The organism is Hamadaea sp. NPDC050747 (assembly GCF_040654195.1).
Taxonomy (GTDB): Bacteria; Actinomycetota; Actinomycetes; order Mycobacteriales; family Micromonosporaceae; genus Hamadaea.
Genome location: NZ_JBFAHM010000018.1, coordinates 78,102 through 92,384, shown reverse-complemented (window position 1 = coordinate 92,384; position 14,283 = coordinate 78,102). Strand labels below are relative to the sequence as shown.

At 69.4% G+C, this 14,283-nt stretch carries 17 protein-coding genes; 13 read left to right on the top strand and 4 right to left on the bottom strand.

Going from position 1 to position 14,283, the window contains the following annotated elements:
• The first annotated feature begins 244 nt into the window (after positions 1–244).
• Positions 245–2,131 carry a transcription termination factor Rho gene (gene rho, locus AB0H43_RS34905; protein WP_360006665.1) on the top strand — a complete coding sequence of 629 codons (1,887 nt, stop codon included), beginning with the start codon at positions 245–247 and terminating at the stop codon, positions 2,129–2,131.
• Positions 2,132–2,300: 169 nt separating this feature from the next.
• Here the strand turns inward: rho and AB0H43_RS34900 are convergent, their stop codons facing one another.
• From AB0H43_RS34900 to AB0H43_RS34890, 3 genes are read right to left on the bottom strand one after another with little or no spacing between them, the layout of a single operon-like run.
• Positions 2,301–3,188, bottom strand: a complete 888-nt coding sequence (locus tag AB0H43_RS34900) for an AAA family ATPase (RefSeq protein ID WP_360006662.1) — start codon at positions 3,186–3,188, stop codon at positions 2,301–2,303.
• Positions 3,188–3,871, bottom strand: a complete 684-nt coding sequence (locus AB0H43_RS34895; RefSeq protein WP_360006659.1) for a nucleotidyltransferase domain-containing protein — start codon at positions 3,869–3,871, stop codon at positions 3,188–3,190. The genes AB0H43_RS34900 and AB0H43_RS34895 overlap by 1 nt, the downstream gene beginning before the upstream one ends.
• Positions 3,861–4,937: an RNA ligase gene (locus AB0H43_RS34890; RefSeq protein ID WP_360006656.1), complete on the bottom strand. Its 1,077-nt coding sequence runs from the start codon at positions 4,935–4,937 to the stop codon at positions 3,861–3,863. Before AB0H43_RS34890 ends, AB0H43_RS34895 begins: the two co-directional genes overlap by 11 nt.
• Before the next feature lie 208 nt (positions 4,938–5,145).
• Here AB0H43_RS34890 and rpmE point away from each other — a divergent pair, with 208 nt between their 5' ends.
• The 6 genes from rpmE to AB0H43_RS34860 all read left to right on the top strand — a co-directional run bounded on the left by rpmE (position 5,146) and on the right by AB0H43_RS34860 (position 9,121).
• A complete protein-coding gene (gene rpmE / locus AB0H43_RS34885; protein WP_253757413.1) occupies positions 5,146–5,367 on the top strand; it encodes a 50S ribosomal protein L31 in 222 nt (73 codons plus the stop codon).
• Positions 5,368–5,461: 94 nt separating this feature from the next.
• Complete coding sequence (gene prfA / locus AB0H43_RS34880; RefSeq protein WP_360006653.1) at positions 5,462–6,550, top strand: peptide chain release factor 1; 1,089 nt, start codon at positions 5,462–5,464, stop codon at positions 6,548–6,550.
• A gap of 28 nt (positions 6,551–6,578) precedes the next feature.
• On the top strand, positions 6,579–7,403 hold the full coding sequence (gene prmC / locus AB0H43_RS34875; RefSeq protein WP_360006650.1) for a peptide chain release factor N(5)-glutamine methyltransferase: 825 nt from the start codon (positions 6,579–6,581) through the stop codon (positions 7,401–7,403).
• A gap of 57 nt (positions 7,404–7,460) precedes the next feature.
• Positions 7,461–8,117 carry an L-threonylcarbamoyladenylate synthase gene (locus AB0H43_RS34870; RefSeq protein WP_360006647.1) on the top strand — a complete coding sequence of 219 codons (657 nt, stop codon included), beginning with the start codon at positions 7,461–7,463 and terminating at the stop codon, positions 8,115–8,117.
• Positions 8,118–8,131: 14 nt separating this feature from the next.
• A complete protein-coding gene (locus AB0H43_RS34865; protein ID WP_360006901.1) occupies positions 8,132–8,722 on the top strand; it encodes a phosphotyrosine protein phosphatase in 591 nt (196 codons plus the stop codon).
• Positions 8,723–8,731: 9 nt separating this feature from the next.
• Entirely contained in the window at positions 8,732–9,121 is a 390-nt protein-coding gene (locus tag AB0H43_RS34860; protein WP_360006644.1) for a hypothetical protein, read from the top strand.
• Positions 9,122–9,224: 103 nt separating this feature from the next.
• Here the strand turns inward: AB0H43_RS34860 and AB0H43_RS34855 are convergent, their stop codons facing one another.
• Positions 9,225–9,647, bottom strand: coding sequence for a hypothetical protein (locus AB0H43_RS34855; protein WP_360006641.1), 423 nt, complete (start codon positions 9,645–9,647; stop codon positions 9,225–9,227).
• A 205-nt stretch (positions 9,648–9,852) separates the two neighbouring features.
• Here AB0H43_RS34855 and AB0H43_RS34850 point away from each other — a divergent pair, with 205 nt between their 5' ends.
• The 6 genes from AB0H43_RS34850 to atpA all read left to right on the top strand — a co-directional run bounded on the left by AB0H43_RS34850 (position 9,853) and on the right by atpA (position 14,283).
• Entirely contained in the window at positions 9,853–10,077 is a 225-nt protein-coding gene (locus AB0H43_RS34850) for a hypothetical protein (protein WP_360006639.1), read from the top strand.
• A 16-nt stretch (positions 10,078–10,093) separates the two neighbouring features.
• Positions 10,094–10,876 (top strand): F0F1 ATP synthase subunit A, encoded by a 783-nt coding sequence (gene atpB, locus AB0H43_RS34845; protein ID WP_360006636.1) that lies wholly within the window; start codon positions 10,094–10,096, stop codon positions 10,874–10,876.
• 72 nt (positions 10,877–10,948) lie between these two features.
• Positions 10,949–11,179: an ATP synthase F0 subunit C gene (gene atpE, locus AB0H43_RS34840; RefSeq protein WP_290868799.1), complete on the top strand. Its 231-nt coding sequence runs from the start codon at positions 10,949–10,951 to the stop codon at positions 11,177–11,179.
• A gap of 32 nt (positions 11,180–11,211) precedes the next feature.
• A complete protein-coding gene (locus tag AB0H43_RS34835; RefSeq protein ID WP_360006634.1) occupies positions 11,212–11,736 on the top strand; it encodes a F0F1 ATP synthase subunit B in 525 nt (174 codons plus the stop codon).
• Entirely contained in the window at positions 11,736–12,548 is an 813-nt protein-coding gene (locus AB0H43_RS34830) for a F0F1 ATP synthase subunit delta (RefSeq protein WP_360006631.1), read from the top strand. Before AB0H43_RS34835 ends, AB0H43_RS34830 begins: the two co-directional genes overlap by 1 nt.
• A 97-nt stretch (positions 12,549–12,645) precedes the next feature.
• Entirely contained in the window at positions 12,646–14,283 is a 1,638-nt protein-coding gene (gene atpA, locus AB0H43_RS34825; protein WP_360006628.1) for a F0F1 ATP synthase subunit alpha, read from the top strand.

The window sequence follows — 14,283 nt, the reverse complement described above, 5'->3', positions numbered from 1 at the left end:
ACAGCCGCGAGACAGCGTTCTTCGGCGGTTCGGCTTTCCCCAACGGTTAATGGCGGGTCTCCGCCCACCCCCGTCCGCAAAGCCGCGCTGCGTAAAGATTTGCTCGGTTGCGCGACAAACCCCTGCCTCAAGATCTGATGAGGCGGGTGTATCGCCAGGCCGCCCGGCCACTCTTCGCGCCGACGCTGACGCTCTCAGCGCAGACGCAACCCGGGCAGCTCGGCCCATCGAGGGAAGGAATCCATTGAGCGACACCACCGACACCACGTCGGATGTCTCCACCGTCGCTGACGACGCCTCCGCCGGCACCGCCCGGCGCCGCCGGTCGGGCAGCGGCCTGACAGCGATGCTGCTCCCCGAACTGCAGAGCATGGCCGCCTCGCTGGGCATCTCGGGCACCGCCCGGATGCGCAAGGGCGAGCTCATCTCCGCGATCCAGGAGCGTCAAGCCGGCACGCCCCGGCCCCGCGCCGAGGTGGCCGCCACCGCCGGCAACACCCGCGATGAGGTGCGAGCCGAGGTACGCGACGCGGCCGCCGCGCCGAGCACCGAAGCGCCCGCCGAGCGTCCGGCCGAGCGGGAGCGCTCGCGTCGGGCCAGCCGCCCCGCCGGCCCGCCGGCCGAGCGGTCGCGCGAGCGTGAGACAGCGCAGCCGGCCGAGTCGGCCACCGCCCCGGCGACCCAGGAGGAGAGCCGTCCGGAGGGCACCGAGCGTCCCCAGCGCGAGCGCCGGGACCGCCGCGAGCGCAACAGCGACCGGGGCGGCAACGAGCGTGCCGAGCGTGCCGAGCGTGGTGAGCGGGGCAACCGTGGCCAGTCGGAGGACGCCGACGGCGACGACAAGCCTCGTGGCGACCGCGGCAACGACCGCGATCGCAACTACGACGACGACGAGGACGGCGGCCGTCGCGGACGGCGTAGCCGCTTCCGGGACCGTCGCCGTGGCCGCAACGAGCGCGACGGGGAGAGCAACGCCCGCGAGCCGCAGGTGTCCGAGGACGAGGTCCTCATCCCGGTCGCCGGCATCGTGGACGTGCTCGAGAACTACGCGTTCGTCCGCACCAGCGGATACCTGTCCGGCCCGAACGACGTCTACGTCGCGATGTCGCAGGTCAAGAAGTACGGTCTGCGCCGCGGTGACGCGATCACCGGCGCGGTTCGCTCCGCCCGCGAGGGCGAGGGCCGCCGCGACAAGTACAACCCGCTGGTCCGGCTCGACACGATCAACGGCATGGAGGCCGAGGAGGCCAAGCGCCGCCCCGAGTTCTACAAGCTGACCCCGCTCTACCCGCAGGAGCGCCTGCGGCTGGAGACCGAGCCCAATGTGCTCACCACCCGGGTCATCGACCTGGTGATGCCGATCGGCAAGGGCCAGCGCGCGCTGATCGTGTCCCCGCCGAAGGCGGGCAAGACCATGGTGCTGCAGGCGATCGCCAACGCGATCACCCACAACAACCCGGAGACCCACCTGATGGTCGTGCTCGTCGACGAGCGGCCGGAAGAGGTCACCGACATGCAGCGCTCGGTCAAGGGCGAGGTCATCGCCTCCACCTTCGACCGTCCGCCGACGGACCACACCACCGTCGCCGAGCTGGCCATCGAGCGCGCCAAGCGCCTGGTGGAACTCGGCCACGACGTGGTCGTCCTGCTGGACTCGATCACCCGCCTCGGCCGGGCGTACAACCTGGCCGCGCCGGCGTCGGGCCGCATCCTGTCCGGCGGTATCGACTCGACCGCGCTCTACCCGCCCAAGCGCTTCCTCGGCGCCGCCCGCAACATCGAGAACGGCGGCTCGCTCACCATCATCGCCACGGCGCTGGTGGAGACGGGCTCCATGATGGACACGGTCATCTTCGAGGAGTTCAAGGGCACCGGCAACGCGGAGCTGAAGCTCGACCGGAAGATCGCCGACAAGCGCATCTTCCCGGCGATCGACATCGACCCGTCCGGTACGCGTAAGGAAGAGATCCTGCTCGCGCCGGAGGAGCTGGCGATCGTCCACAAGCTCCGCAAGGTTCTGCACTCGCTGGAGTCGCAGGCCGCGCTGGATCTGCTGCTCGACAAGCTCAAGCAGACGCGGACCAACATCGAGTTCCTGATGCAGATCGCCAAGACGACTCCTGGCGAATAAGCGCACGTCACAAAGGGGGCTGGGGCGAACCCGGCCCCCTTTGCCGTGCGCGGGACGGCCTTGGTGATCATGCTCGCGCGGGAATGATCAGGGCGCTGGGGACACGACACACCGGTCGATCACGACGACAAGTTCATGATCGCGCGGAGAACAAGGGGGAGAGCACGGGTCAGAAGTTGCCTTCGGCGACTTGGAAGACGGTCAGGCCCAGCTCTCGCCACATGCGGACGACCTGGTTGCGGTCGTCGAACACGGCGATGACGCGGAACTGCGTACGGATGTGCTTTTCGAACAGTTCCCGCTTCACCACCGAGTCCTTCCGCGGGTCGCCGAACGGGCGCATGTAGAGGCCTGCGTACGGGACGCCGACGTGCTTGTCCAGCCAGGACTCGGTGAGGGCCCGGCCGTCGTCGGTGCGGCCGGAGCAGTAGACGATGGTGTGCCCGGCCGCGTGCATCGCGCGTACCGCCGCGATGACGGGCTCGTTGGGCGCGTCGAGGTGCACCCGGCTGACGTCGTAGGGGGAGCGGTCGCCCATGAGGGCCACCGTGCCGTCCAGGTCGACCAGGATCGCGCTCGGCCGGTCCGCGGGCGGCTCATAGACCGCCGTGGGCGGGGCGACGGGCAGGTCGAGGCGGGTGCGCTTGCCCGCCAGGTAGCGGGCGTGCATCGAGCGGATCGCCTCCTCGCCCACCGGGTTCGGTCGCCCGGCGTCCCGCTCGATGCAGACTTCCAGTGGTACGCCGGTGAAGTCCTCGATGACGACGGCGGCGCCGCAGGCCATCCCGAGTTCGGCGAGTTCCCGGACGTAGCGGGCGCGCAGGTTGGTGTCGTCGCAGATGACGTCGACGCCGGCGCGGAGTAGCGCTTCGATCGAGGCTCGGTGGGCCATGGTCACCTGGTTCTCCGCCCAGGATTCGCCGATCCGGCCGCCGTGCAGCATGACGCGCAGGTCGTCGCGGTTGACCCGGGTCGCCTTCGGCTGCTGCGCCTTCGCCCAGGTGGTCTTCCCCGAGCCGGGTAGGCCCCGGGTGATGGTCAGGGTGGGGGTGCGCATCAGGCTCCGTTCAAGTGATGGGCGCGTACGCGCAGCAGCCAGCGTTCCGCCGCGGCCTCGTCCGGCCGCTCCGGCAGAACGGTACGCGCGGCGGCGAACCGCTCCCGGGCCTCCTCCAGGATGGGCCCGGCGAGGGCCGGGTCGGCTTCGACGTGGGCGCCGAAGTCGAGGTAGCGCTCGGGGTCGGCGAGCCGGATCGGCAGCACTCCGGTTTCGTAGAGGGCCAGGCCTTGGTCGATCAGGCGCAGCATGTGCCGGGCGTGCTTGGCGGCCCGCCGGTCGATCCAGTTGCCGGTGCGGCGTTTGCTGTCGAGCCGGGTGAGCTGCTGGGCGGCGTACCCGAGGAAGGCGTCGCGGACCCGGGGCGCCGAGAGGAACGCCGACCGGAGCCCGATCAGTTCGTCGCCCAGGGGCGTACGCACCTCGTAGAGCTCGTCGGGCAGCCACAGCAGCTCGATGGCGGTGGGATTGCCGGACAGCGCGAGGCGGCAGTACTTCCCGGCCTCGTGCAGCGTCCGATCCGGATCCCGTTCCACGATGGACTCTTGAGGCGGGTGCAGCCCGTGAAAGGACTCGGTCGGCGCGGCGAAGACGCCCAGCCGGTCCACATCAGAGTGCGGACCGGCCAGGCCGTACGCCGTCGACCCGACGATGCCTTCGAGCAGCACGGCGTTACTCGTCATCGAAACTCCGCCCGTGTGGGGTCTCGCCGGCCTCCGGCTTGGCGGCGAGCCAGAGTGCGGGCCGGAGGTCCCGCTCGTCGAGCCGGGCGAACAGCAGACCCCGCAGGTCGTGCCGGGCGGCGACGAGGGCGAAGTCCTTCCGGCTGTAGTCCGCCGGAAGACCGCGGACGATCTCGGCGAAAGCCTGCTCGACGTCGGCTACTCCGGCGTCGACGAAGGCGTGGAGCCGATCGGCCACGTCCCGCGCCCAGACGTGGAACTCGTCGGGCAGCGGTTCGCAGATCTCGGCCACGGTCGCTCCGGCGACCAGCGCCTCCCAGATCGTCCTGGAGGTGAGGCCGGTGACGATCCGGTGCAGGCGGAGGTAGTCGTCGTACTTGATCTTCACGCGGTCACCGGTGGCGAGGGCGTGGACGACCAGACCCTCCCGGTTGGGCCGGGCTGGCGCGGCCAGGGCCGCCCCGAAGGTCGCGTACGCGAAGGTCTCGACGCGGGGACCGGGCCAGGCGACCTGGTCCGGGCCGAAGGTACGCCCGGAGACCGTGTCGACCGCGCCGAGCAGGACGAGATCCTCCATGCCCCCATAGTCGACCACGATTCGGTTCTCCGGGTAGATGATCTCGAAGAGAACCGTCTGACCGGCCGGCGGCGTCCAGTCGGGGTACCGCTTCCGCAGCAGAGTGGTCGCCCGGACCGCTTGGTCGGAGGCGAACGAGCCGCGGGTCGCGACGGCGTACCCGTCGGGGACCGGGTAGAGGATGCCGAGCGAGCCGTCCGCCTTGTCGGTCACCTCGACCGCCTCGTCCAGGGCGAGCGTGGGCGCGCCGGACTGACCGTGGTTGAAGAACTTCCGGTAGGGCCGAGCGACGATCTCGCCGGTCTCGGCGTGCACGATCAGCCCTCGGCAGGTCAGGGTGGTTTCGTCCCAGGCGTCCTCGTATGCGCACTTCTCGGTGTAGTTGTAGATCACCAGCGGCAGCTCGGGATGAGTCTGCGTACGCAGATGACCGGCGTCGAGCGCAGCCTGGAGCGCGCCCGCCGGGAACAGGTCGGTGAGCGTGACCACAATCGGTCCCTTTCGAGGGGTGACGGAATACCGGAGGGGGGTGTCACGTTACGGATCACGTCACCTGCTGCGCATCTCAATTGGGGCGCGTGGCAAGATGGACAGCCGGCCCGGCAACCGCCGGGGCGCTGGTTCACGCCCGAGCTTCCAGCACGTGGGGGAAGTGTTGACAGCGACCCAGCGCACAGCCATGAGAGGACCTGAGGCTATGAAGTCTGGTATCCACCCGGAGTACAACGTGACCACCGTCACGTGCTCCTGCGGCAACTCCTTCACGACCCGCAGCACCGCGAAGAACGGTCAGATCCACGCGGAGTCGTGCAACGAGTGCCACCCGTTCTACACCGGCAAGCAGCGTGTCCTGGACACCGCCGGCCGCGTGGCCAAGTTCCAGGCGAAGTACGCCAAGGTCGGCAAGGCCGCCAAGTAGCTGCCGCGGAGGGCGGCGCGCCGCGTTCATCAGGACGCGGCGCGCCGCCCTCTTCGTGTGTGCACCGGGGATTTCGACAGGAGGGACGGCGGAGATGAGCACCGATCGACTGACCGAGCTGCTGGCTGAGTACGACCAGCTGGAGAAGACGCTCGCGGATCCGGCCATCCACGCCGATCAGGCCGCCGCCCGCAAGGTCGGCCGCCGGTTCGCCGAACTCACCCCGATCCACAAGACCGCGGGCGAGCTGGAGCAGGCCCGCGCCGACCTCGCCGCGGCCAGGGAGCTGGCCGCGCTCGACGCCGACTTCGCCGCGGAGGCGGAGGCGCTCGAGGCCCGGCTGCCCGAGCTGGAGGAACGGCTCGCGGAACTGCTCATGCCGCGAGACCCCAACGACGCCAAAGACGTCATCCTCGAGATCAAGGCGGGCGAGGGCGGCGAGGAATCCGCGCTCTTCGCGGGGGATCTGCTCCGCATGTTCCTGCGATACGCCGAAAGGCGTGGCTGGATCACGGAGGTTCTCGACGCGCAGGACTCCGACCTCGGTGGATACAAGGACGTGGCGGTCGCGATCAAGACCAAGGGCGTACCGGACGGCGGTTATGGGGTCTGGTCGCGGCTGAAGTGGGAGGGCGGCGTACACCGGGTCCAGCGGGTGCCGGTGACCGAGTCGCAGGGCCGCATCCACACCTCGGCGGCGGGCGTCCTCGTGACGCCGGAGGCCGAGGAGGCCGAGGTCGTCATCGACCCCAGCGACCTGCGGATCGACGTCTACCGTTCGCAGGGCGCGGGCGGCCAGTCGGTCAACACGACCGACTCGGCGGTACGCATCACGCACATCCCGACGGGGATCGTCGTCACCTGCCAGAACGAGCGGTCGCAGCTGCAGAACAAGGACCGGGCGATGCGGATGCTGCGAGCCAAGCTCGCCCAGGCCGCCGAGGAGGAGGCGGCCGCCGCCGCGTCCGACGCCCGCAAGGCCCAGGTGCGGACGGTGGACCGATCCGAGCGCATCCGCACCTACAACTTCCCCCAGAACCGGATCACCGACCACCGGATCGGCTACACGGCGTACAACCTCGATCTGGTGCTCGCGGGCGACCTGGACGGCGTGCTCGACGCGCTGACCGCGGCCGACCGGGCGGCCCGCCTCGCGGGTGAGACCGAACTGTCCCGGCAGTAGACTGACAGACGTGCAGGCCGGTGAATCTGTGCAGGTCAGGAGCCTTCTTCGGGAGGCGGCCGACCGGTTGAGCGCGGCTGGGGTGGACAGCCCCCGGACCGACTCCGAGCTGCTGCTCGCCCACGTCCTGGAGTGCGATCGCGGTCGGCTCTACCTGCTCGACGTCGTCGACGCCGTGCAGGCCGAGCGCTATCAGGCCGTCATCGAGCGCCGGGCGGCCCGGGAACCGCTCCAGCACATCACCGGAAGCGCCTGGTTCCTCGACATCGACCTCCAGGTCGGGCCGGGCGTCTTCATCCCGCGCCCGGAGACCGAGACCCTCGCCCAGTGGGGGATCGACAGCGTCGCGGGCATGGAACGGCCCACCGTCGTCGATCTGTGCAGCGGCAGCGGCGCCCTGGCGCTGGCCGTCGCGCGGGCGCGCCCGGACGCCGCCGTGTACGCCGTCGAGGTCTCGCCGTCCGCGCTGGAATGGTTGAACCGCAACGCCTTCGGCACGCGGGTGCGAGTCGTCCCGGGAGACGTCCGTGATCCCGGCCTCCTGACCGGCGAACGCGGCCAAGCCGATCTGGTCCTCTGCAACCCGCCCTACGTGCCCGCTGCGCAACGCGTACCCCTGGAAGTGCGGGCGGACCCGGCGCTGGCCGTCTTCGCCGGGGTGGACGGCCTCGATCTGATCCCCGCGGTGGCCGAGCTGGCGGCGGACCTGTTGCGCGACGGCGGCCGGCTGGGGATCGAGCACGACGAGTCGCACCCGGAGGAGGTCGCGCGGATCCTGGAGCGGCACTTCCGCGACGTACGCGGACTGCCCGACCTCGCGGGTCGGCCACGCTTCACGACCGGGGTGAAGTGACCTCGGTGTTCCGGGAGGCGGGAGGGTGCGGCGGGCCGCCGGGCCGAAGTGGCAGGATTGCACCTCGTGAGGCTCTATGACTGCCGTAACGTCGCCGAGCGCGACCTGGGGATCGAGGCCGCCGTCTCGGCGGTGAAGAGCGGCGACCTCGTCGTCCTGCCCACCGACACGGTGTACGGCGTCGGCGCGGACGCGTTCAAGTCGTGGTCGGTGACGGCGCTCCTGAACGCCAAGGGACGCGGCCGGCACATGCCGCCGCCGGTCCTCGTCGGTTCCCGCAACACCCTGGACGGGCTGGTCTCCCGAATGCCCTCGCGCGCCCGCGACCTGGTCGAGGCGTTCTGGCCCGGCGCGCTGACGATCGTCGTCGAGCAGGCCGCCAGCCTGCAGTGGGACCTCGGCGAGACGAACGGCACCGTGGCCGTGCGCATGCCGCTGCACCCGGTGGCGCTGGAGATCCTGCGGGAGACCGGGCCGATGGCGGTGTCGTCGGCCAACCTGACCGGCGAGCCGACCGCGAACACCGCGGAGGAGGCTCGCGAGCAGCTCGGCTACAAGGTGAGCGTCTACCTCGAAGCGGGCCCCTGCCCGGATCCGGTGCCGTCGACCATCGTCGACCTGACGCAGGAGCGCCCGGTGGTGCTCCGCCAGGGAGCGATCGCGTTCGAGCAGCTGCGCTCGATCGTCCCCGACATCCAGCCGGCGGCCGCGTGATGTCCACCCACCACCTGCCTCCGTTCACCGTGCTGCACGTCTGCATGGGCAACATCTGCCGGTCGCCGATGGCCGAGCGGCTGCTCGCCCACGAGGTACGCCAGGCGGGCGGCTCGGACGACGTGGTGCACTCGCACAGCGCGGGCACCGGCGGCTGGCACGAGGGTGAGGAGATGAACCCGCCCGCGGCCCGTCAGGTGAAGGCGCGCGGCGCCGATCCGGCCGACTTCGCGGCCCGGAAACTGCGGGCGGACCACATCGACGCGGCGGATCTCATCCTGACCGCGACGGCCGACCAGGCGGAGTACGTGACCGCGCTGCGGCCGGACGCGGAGAGCCGCACCTTCGTATTGGGCGAGTTCGGCCGGCTCCTCGGCGTGGTGGACCTCGGCGAACTCCCGCCGGTCGGGGCGACCGCGGAGGACATCCAGATCCGGGGCGAGGCGCTCGTCGCGGCGGTCAACCGCGTACGCGGGACGGCGGTGCCGCTGCACGACGACGATCTCGACGACCCCTGGGGCCGGGGCGACCAGACGTTCTCCCGGGTCGCCGACGAGATCGAAGCCACCGTACGCCCGCTCGCAGCCGCCCTGCTCACCCGGTAGCCTTCTCCCGTGACCAGCTCTGCGACGGGATACCTGCGCCCGGCCCTCCTCGTGACCGGGGCTTTGGGCGTGCTCGGCGCGATCGTGGGGCTGGTCGTTCACGGTGCGCCCGGCCTGCTTGGTTTCCTGGCCGGGACGGCGCTGGTCATCCTGAGCTACCTGATCTCCACGGGCGTCGTCGCCTGGGTCGACAAGGTCAAGCGCAGCATGCTGCTGGTGGCCGCGCTCGGCACCTATGCGATCAAGTTCACACTGCTCTTCGCCTTCGTCGGCTGGGTCGCCTCACGCGACTGGTCGGGGACGCTGTGGCTGGCCGCGGGCGTCCTGGTCGCCGTGCTCGCCTGGACCGGTACGCAGATCTGGTGGACCTCGCGGGCCAAGTTCACCCTCGAGGTCTGACCGCCCCCTTGCGCGTGATCATTGCGCCAGCCATGCTGCTACGCGCTGCAAAATGTCCGTTTCAGTAGCGTGAACGGCGCAATGATCATGGCGATGCCGGTGTTTAACGGTCGCCGAACAGCGACTTGCACGGGTTCGACATCGAGCCGCTGATCAGGTTGTCGCCCTCGGTGTCCCCGCGTGAGGTCCGGCTCCAGTCCACGACGGTACGGAATGTGCCGAGTTTGCAGCCGATGCTCACCGTGCGGTTCTGATACTTCAGCTCGGCCGCGATGGTCTGCGATCCCTTCACCGTGAAGGACTTGCTGGTCACCGTCTTCCAGGAACTGCCGGACTTCTGCTCCATCCGGATCTTCACGCTGAGCCGCTCGGCGCCCGGCTTGGCGCAGCGGAAGCGTACGCGTCCTTCGATGCGTTGGGCGGTGTCGGCCTTCTCCGGACCGTCCACGACGACGGTGCAGCTCACCGGCTTCGGACCCTCGCCGGCGTGGGTGGGCTCGCATCCCGCGAGCAGCGTGGTGAGCACCAACAAGACAACAGGTACAGTGGTCCTCGGCATCTCGGGGCACCAACCTTGGGGAGAGGGTGGGGGTTGCTGTCCATGAGACAGCGTCCGAGTGCCGCCGCGCAATGCCAAACCCTACCGACTGTGCCGCCCCGCTCACACTGCGAACCGGAGCAGGGGGGCCGCTACGACACACCGCCGTAACGACTGATAAGGTTCGCGCGTCATGGCCGGTGACCAGTCCCCTCAGAAGCGCCCCACACCTCAATCGGGCGCAAATGCAGGCTGGACTGCCGTCGGTTACCTGATCGCCGGAATCGGCGTTTGGGGCGGCATCGGGTGGCTTGTCGACAAGTGGCTGGACGTGCCCATGCACTTCGGCACCCTGATCGGCATGCTGGTCGGCATGGCCGGGGCGGTCTACCTGATCGTCAAGAACATGGGCACGTGATCGAAAGGATGGACGGGTGAGCCTTCAGCTTGCGCCACTGGCAGACAGCAGCGTGCCGTGGCCTCCGAGCGTCGAAGAATTCTTCCCGCCGGGACTGGTCGGAAACTGGGTCACCAAGTTCTCGATCATGGTCTGGATCGCAGTCGCGGTCATCATCGTCTTCTTCCTGGTCACGCAGCGGAACCCGAAGATCGTTCCGACCAAGGCGCAGTGGCTCGGCGAGTCGATCTACAGCTTTGTGCGTAACGGGATCAGCAAAGAGGTCATCGGGCACGAAGGGCCGCGTTTCGCGCCGTACCTGACGACCCTCTTCGTCTTCATCTGCTTCATCAACATCTTCGCCGTCATCCCCGGCTTCCAGATTTCGCCGAGCTCGCACATCGCCTTCCCGGCGGTGCTCGCGCTGATCAGCTTCGGCCTCTACTGGTACCAGGGCATCAAGAAGCACGGCTTCGGGCACTACGTCAAGACCAGCATCCTGCTGCCGGCGCCGTGGTGGGTGCAGCCGATCCTGCTGCCGATCGAACTCGCGCAGATCCTGCTCATCCGCCCGGTCACCCTGGCCGTCCGGCTCTTCGCCAACCTCTTCGCCGGCCACCTGATCCTGCTGGTCTTCACGCTCGGCGGGTTCGTGCTGATGGGCACCGGCAACATCGGGTTGGCCGCGGTCGGCGTGATCTCGTGGGGCATGTCGATCGTCATGACGCTGTTCGAGGCCGGTGTGGCGCTGCTGCAGGCGTACGTCTTCGTCCTGCTGACCGCCAGCTACGTGCAGACCTCGCTCGCGGACGAGCACTGATCTTCTAGATCCACCCAAGTTCGCACCACAAGCGCCGCGTGAGAGTCACGCGCATATCAGGAGGAAAGAACAATGGCTCTTGCCGAGATCACCGGCGACATCAGCTCGATCGGCTACGGCCTCGCCGCGATCGGCCCCGGCATCGGTGTGGGTATCGTCTTCGCCGCCTACATCCAGGCGACGGCGCGCCAGCCTGAGTCGGCCGGTCTGACCCGTCCGTACCTGTTCATGGGCTTCGCGCTCTCCGAGGCGCTGGCGCTGTTCGGCCTGGTCCTCGCCTTCGTCTTCTCCAACCCGGCCTGACGCCGGACCCGGCCTGAGACCGGAGGTACATCATGTTTTTTGCTGAGGGTGACCACACGCCGAGCCCCGTCCTGCCGATCTGGCAGGAACTGGTCGTCGGCACCATCGCCTTCGGCGTGCTCTGCTTCGTGCTGATGAAGTACGTCTTCCCGCAGATGGAGAAGACCTTCAAAGCACGAGTCGACGCGATCGAGGGCGGCATCGAGCGGGCCGAGCGGGCCCAGGCCGAGGCCAACGCGCTGCTGGACCAGTACAAGGCCCAGCTCGCCGAGGCGCGGACCGAGGCTGCTCGCATCCGTGACGAGGCCCGCGCGGACGCCGAGGGCATCCGTGCCGACATCCAGGCGCAGGCCCAGCAGGAGCGCGACCGGATCATCGCGACCGGCCGGGAAGCCCTGGCCGCGGAGCGGCAGTCCATCATCAACGAGCTGCGGGGCGAGATCGGCACCCTGGCGGTCGACCTGGCCGGCAAGATCGTCGGTGAGTCGCTGGAGGACGAGGCCCGTCGTAAGGGCACCGTCGACCGGTTCCTCTCGGATCTGGCGGGGGCGCGCTGATGCAGGGAGCCAGCCGGGAGTCCTACGCGGCCACCCGGGCCGAGCTGGAGCAGCTGACCGACGCGTCGGCGCTGGCGACGGCGGCGGAGGAGATCCTCGCCGTGGCCGGGCTGCTGCGGGCCGAGCCGCGACTGCGGCGGGCCGTCTCCGACCCCGCGCGTACGGGTGAGGAGCGCTCGCAGCTGCTCGTCGGGCTGCTCGGCGGGCAGATCGGGGCGACCGCGCAGAACCTGCTCGGTTCCCTGGTCGCGGGCCGTTGGTCCAGCCCGGTCGACCTGCTCGACGGGACCGAGCGACTGGGCGTCGAGGCGCTCGTCGTCGCGGCCGACCGAGCCGGAGAACTCGCCGAGGTCGAGGACGAACTGTTCCGGTTCGGCCAGATCGCTGGCGGCGACTCCGCGCTGGCGGCTGCGATCGGTGACTCGACCGCTCCGGTGCAGCGCCGGTTCGACCTCGTCGACCAGTTGCTGAACGGCAAAGCCAAGCCGGCGACCGTGCTGCTGGCGAAGGAGGCGGTCAAGGGCTTCGGCGGACGGTCGTTCGCCGGTGCGCTGACCCGGCTCGTCGAGCTGGCGGCCGAACAGCGGGACCGGAGCGTCGCGTACGTCACCGTCGCCCAGCCGATGAGCGACGCCGACGAGGCGAAACTCGGCGAGGCGCTGGCCCGGCGGTACGGTCGGGAGGTGGCCCTCAAGGTCACCGTCGACCCGAAGGTGCTGGGCGGGGCGCGGGTCCTGGTCGGTTCCGACCTCTACGACGGCACCGTGTCGCGCCGGCTGAGTGACGTGCGCAACGCGCTGGCGGCCAAGTAGCGCCGGACCGGGCACGCTGGAGGCGCGAGCCTGAGCTGCCGCGATCGGCACAGACAGACGAATTTTCGAGCACCACGACACCGATAGGAAGCTGAGGATGGCCGAGCTGACCATCTCGTCCGAGGAGATCCGGGGAGCGCTGGAGCGCTTCGTCTCCTCGTACACACCGGAGATCTCCCGTGAGGAGGTCGGTATCGTCACCGAGGCCGGTGACGGTATCGCCAAGGTTGAGGGCCTGCCCTCGACCATGGCCAACGAGCTGCTGGAGTTCGCCGACGGCACCCTCGGTGTCGCGCAGAACCTCGACGTCCGGGAGATCGGTGTCGTCGTCCTCGGCCCGTTCGAGGGCATCGAGGAAGGCCAGACCGTCAAGCGGACCGGCCGGGTGCTCTCCGTCCCGGTCGGCGACAAGTTCCTCGGCCGGGTCGTCAACCCGCTCGGCGAGCCGATCGACGGCCTCGGCGAGATCGAGAGCGAGGGCAGCCGCGAACTCGAGGTACAGGCCCCCAACGTCATGGTCCGCAAGAGCGTGCACGAGTCGCTCGCGACCGGCATCAAGGCCATCGACTCGATGACCCCCATCGGCCGTGGTCAGCGTCAGCTGATCATCGGCGACCGGAAGACCGGCAAGACCACCATCGCCCTGGACACGATCATCAACCAGCGGGCGAACTGGGAGTCGGGCGACCCGAAGAAGCAGGTCCGCTGCATCTACGTCGCGATCGGCCAGAAGGCCTCCACCATCGCGTCGGTCAAGGGCACCCTCGAAGAGCACGGCGCGATGGAGTACACCACCATCGTCGCGTCGCCCGCCTCCGACCCGGCCGGCTTCAAGTACCTCGCCCCGTACGCCGGCTCGGCCATCGGCCAGCACTGGATGTACGCCGGCAAGCACGTCCTGATCATCTTCGACGACCTGAGCAAGCAGGCCGAGGCGTACCGCGCCGTGTCGCTGCTGCTGCGTCGCCCGCCGGGCCGTGAGGCGTACCCGGGTGACGTCTTCTACCTGCACTCCCGGCTGCTGGAGCGCTGCGCGAAGCTGTCCGACGAGCTGGGCGGCGGTTCGATGACCGGTCTGCCGATCATCGAGACGAAGGCCGGTGACATCTCGGCGTTCATCCCGACCAACGTCATCTCCATCACCGACGGCCAGATCTTCCTCGAGGAAGGCCTGTTCAACTCGGGTGTCCGGCCGGCGATCAACGTCGGTACCTCGGTCTCCCGGGTCGGTGGCGCCGCGCAGGAGAAGCCGATGCGCAAGGTCGCCGGCCGCCTGCGGCTGGACCTGGCCCAGTTCCGTGAGCTGGAGGCGTTCGCCGCCTTCGCCTCCGACCTGGACAAGGCCTCCCGCGCGCAGCTGGACAAGGGTTCGCGACTGGTCGAGCTGCTCAAGCAGCCCGCCTTCTCGCCGTACCCGGCGGCCGAGCAGACCGTGTCCATCTGGACCGGCACCGAGGGCAAGCTCGATGACGTCCCGGTGGGCGAGATCCGCCGCTTCGAGGCCGAGTTCCTGCAGTACCTGCGGCACTCGCACGCCTCGACGCTGGACACGATCGCGGGCGGCACCTGGGACGACGACGTGGTCGCCGCGCTGGACGAGGCGGTCGTCAAGTTCAAGAGCATGTTCCTCGCCAGCGACGACAAGGTCGTGGTGCACGACGCCCCGGCCGAGGCTCTCGAGGGTGAGGGCGCGGAGACCGTGACGCGGGTCGTGCCCACCCCGAAGAAGAAGTAA

Bases quoted from the DNA above. Each gene is read 5' to 3' on its own strand.
- AB0H43_RS34900 (WP_360006662.1), bottom strand. From the start codon at position 3,188: ATGCGCACCCCCACCCTGACCATCACCCGGGGCCTACCCGGCTCGGGG.
- prfA (WP_360006653.1), top strand. From the start codon at position 5,462: ATGAGCACCGATCGACTGACCGAGCTGCTGGCTGAGTACGACCAGCTG.
- atpA (WP_360006628.1), top strand. From the start codon at position 12,646: ATGGCCGAGCTGACCATCTCGTCCGAGGAGATCCGGGGAGCGCTGGAG.
- AB0H43_RS34835 (WP_360006634.1), top strand. From the start codon at position 11,212: ATGTTTTTTGCTGAGGGTGACCACACGCCGAGCCCCGTCCTGCCGATC.
- rpmE (WP_253757413.1), top strand. From the start codon at position 5,146: ATGAAGTCTGGTATCCACCCGGAGTACAACGTGACCACCGTCACGTGC.
- AB0H43_RS34895 (WP_360006659.1), bottom strand. From the start codon at position 3,871: ATGACGAGTAACGCCGTGCTGCTCGAAGGCATCGTCGGGTCGACGGCG.
- AB0H43_RS34850 (WP_360006639.1), top strand. From the start codon at position 9,853: ATGGCCGGTGACCAGTCCCCTCAGAAGCGCCCCACACCTCAATCGGGC.
- atpE (WP_290868799.1), top strand. From the start codon at position 10,949: ATGGCTCTTGCCGAGATCACCGGCGACATCAGCTCGATCGGCTACGGC.
- AB0H43_RS34830 (WP_360006631.1), top strand. From the start codon at position 11,736: ATGCAGGGAGCCAGCCGGGAGTCCTACGCGGCCACCCGGGCCGAGCTG.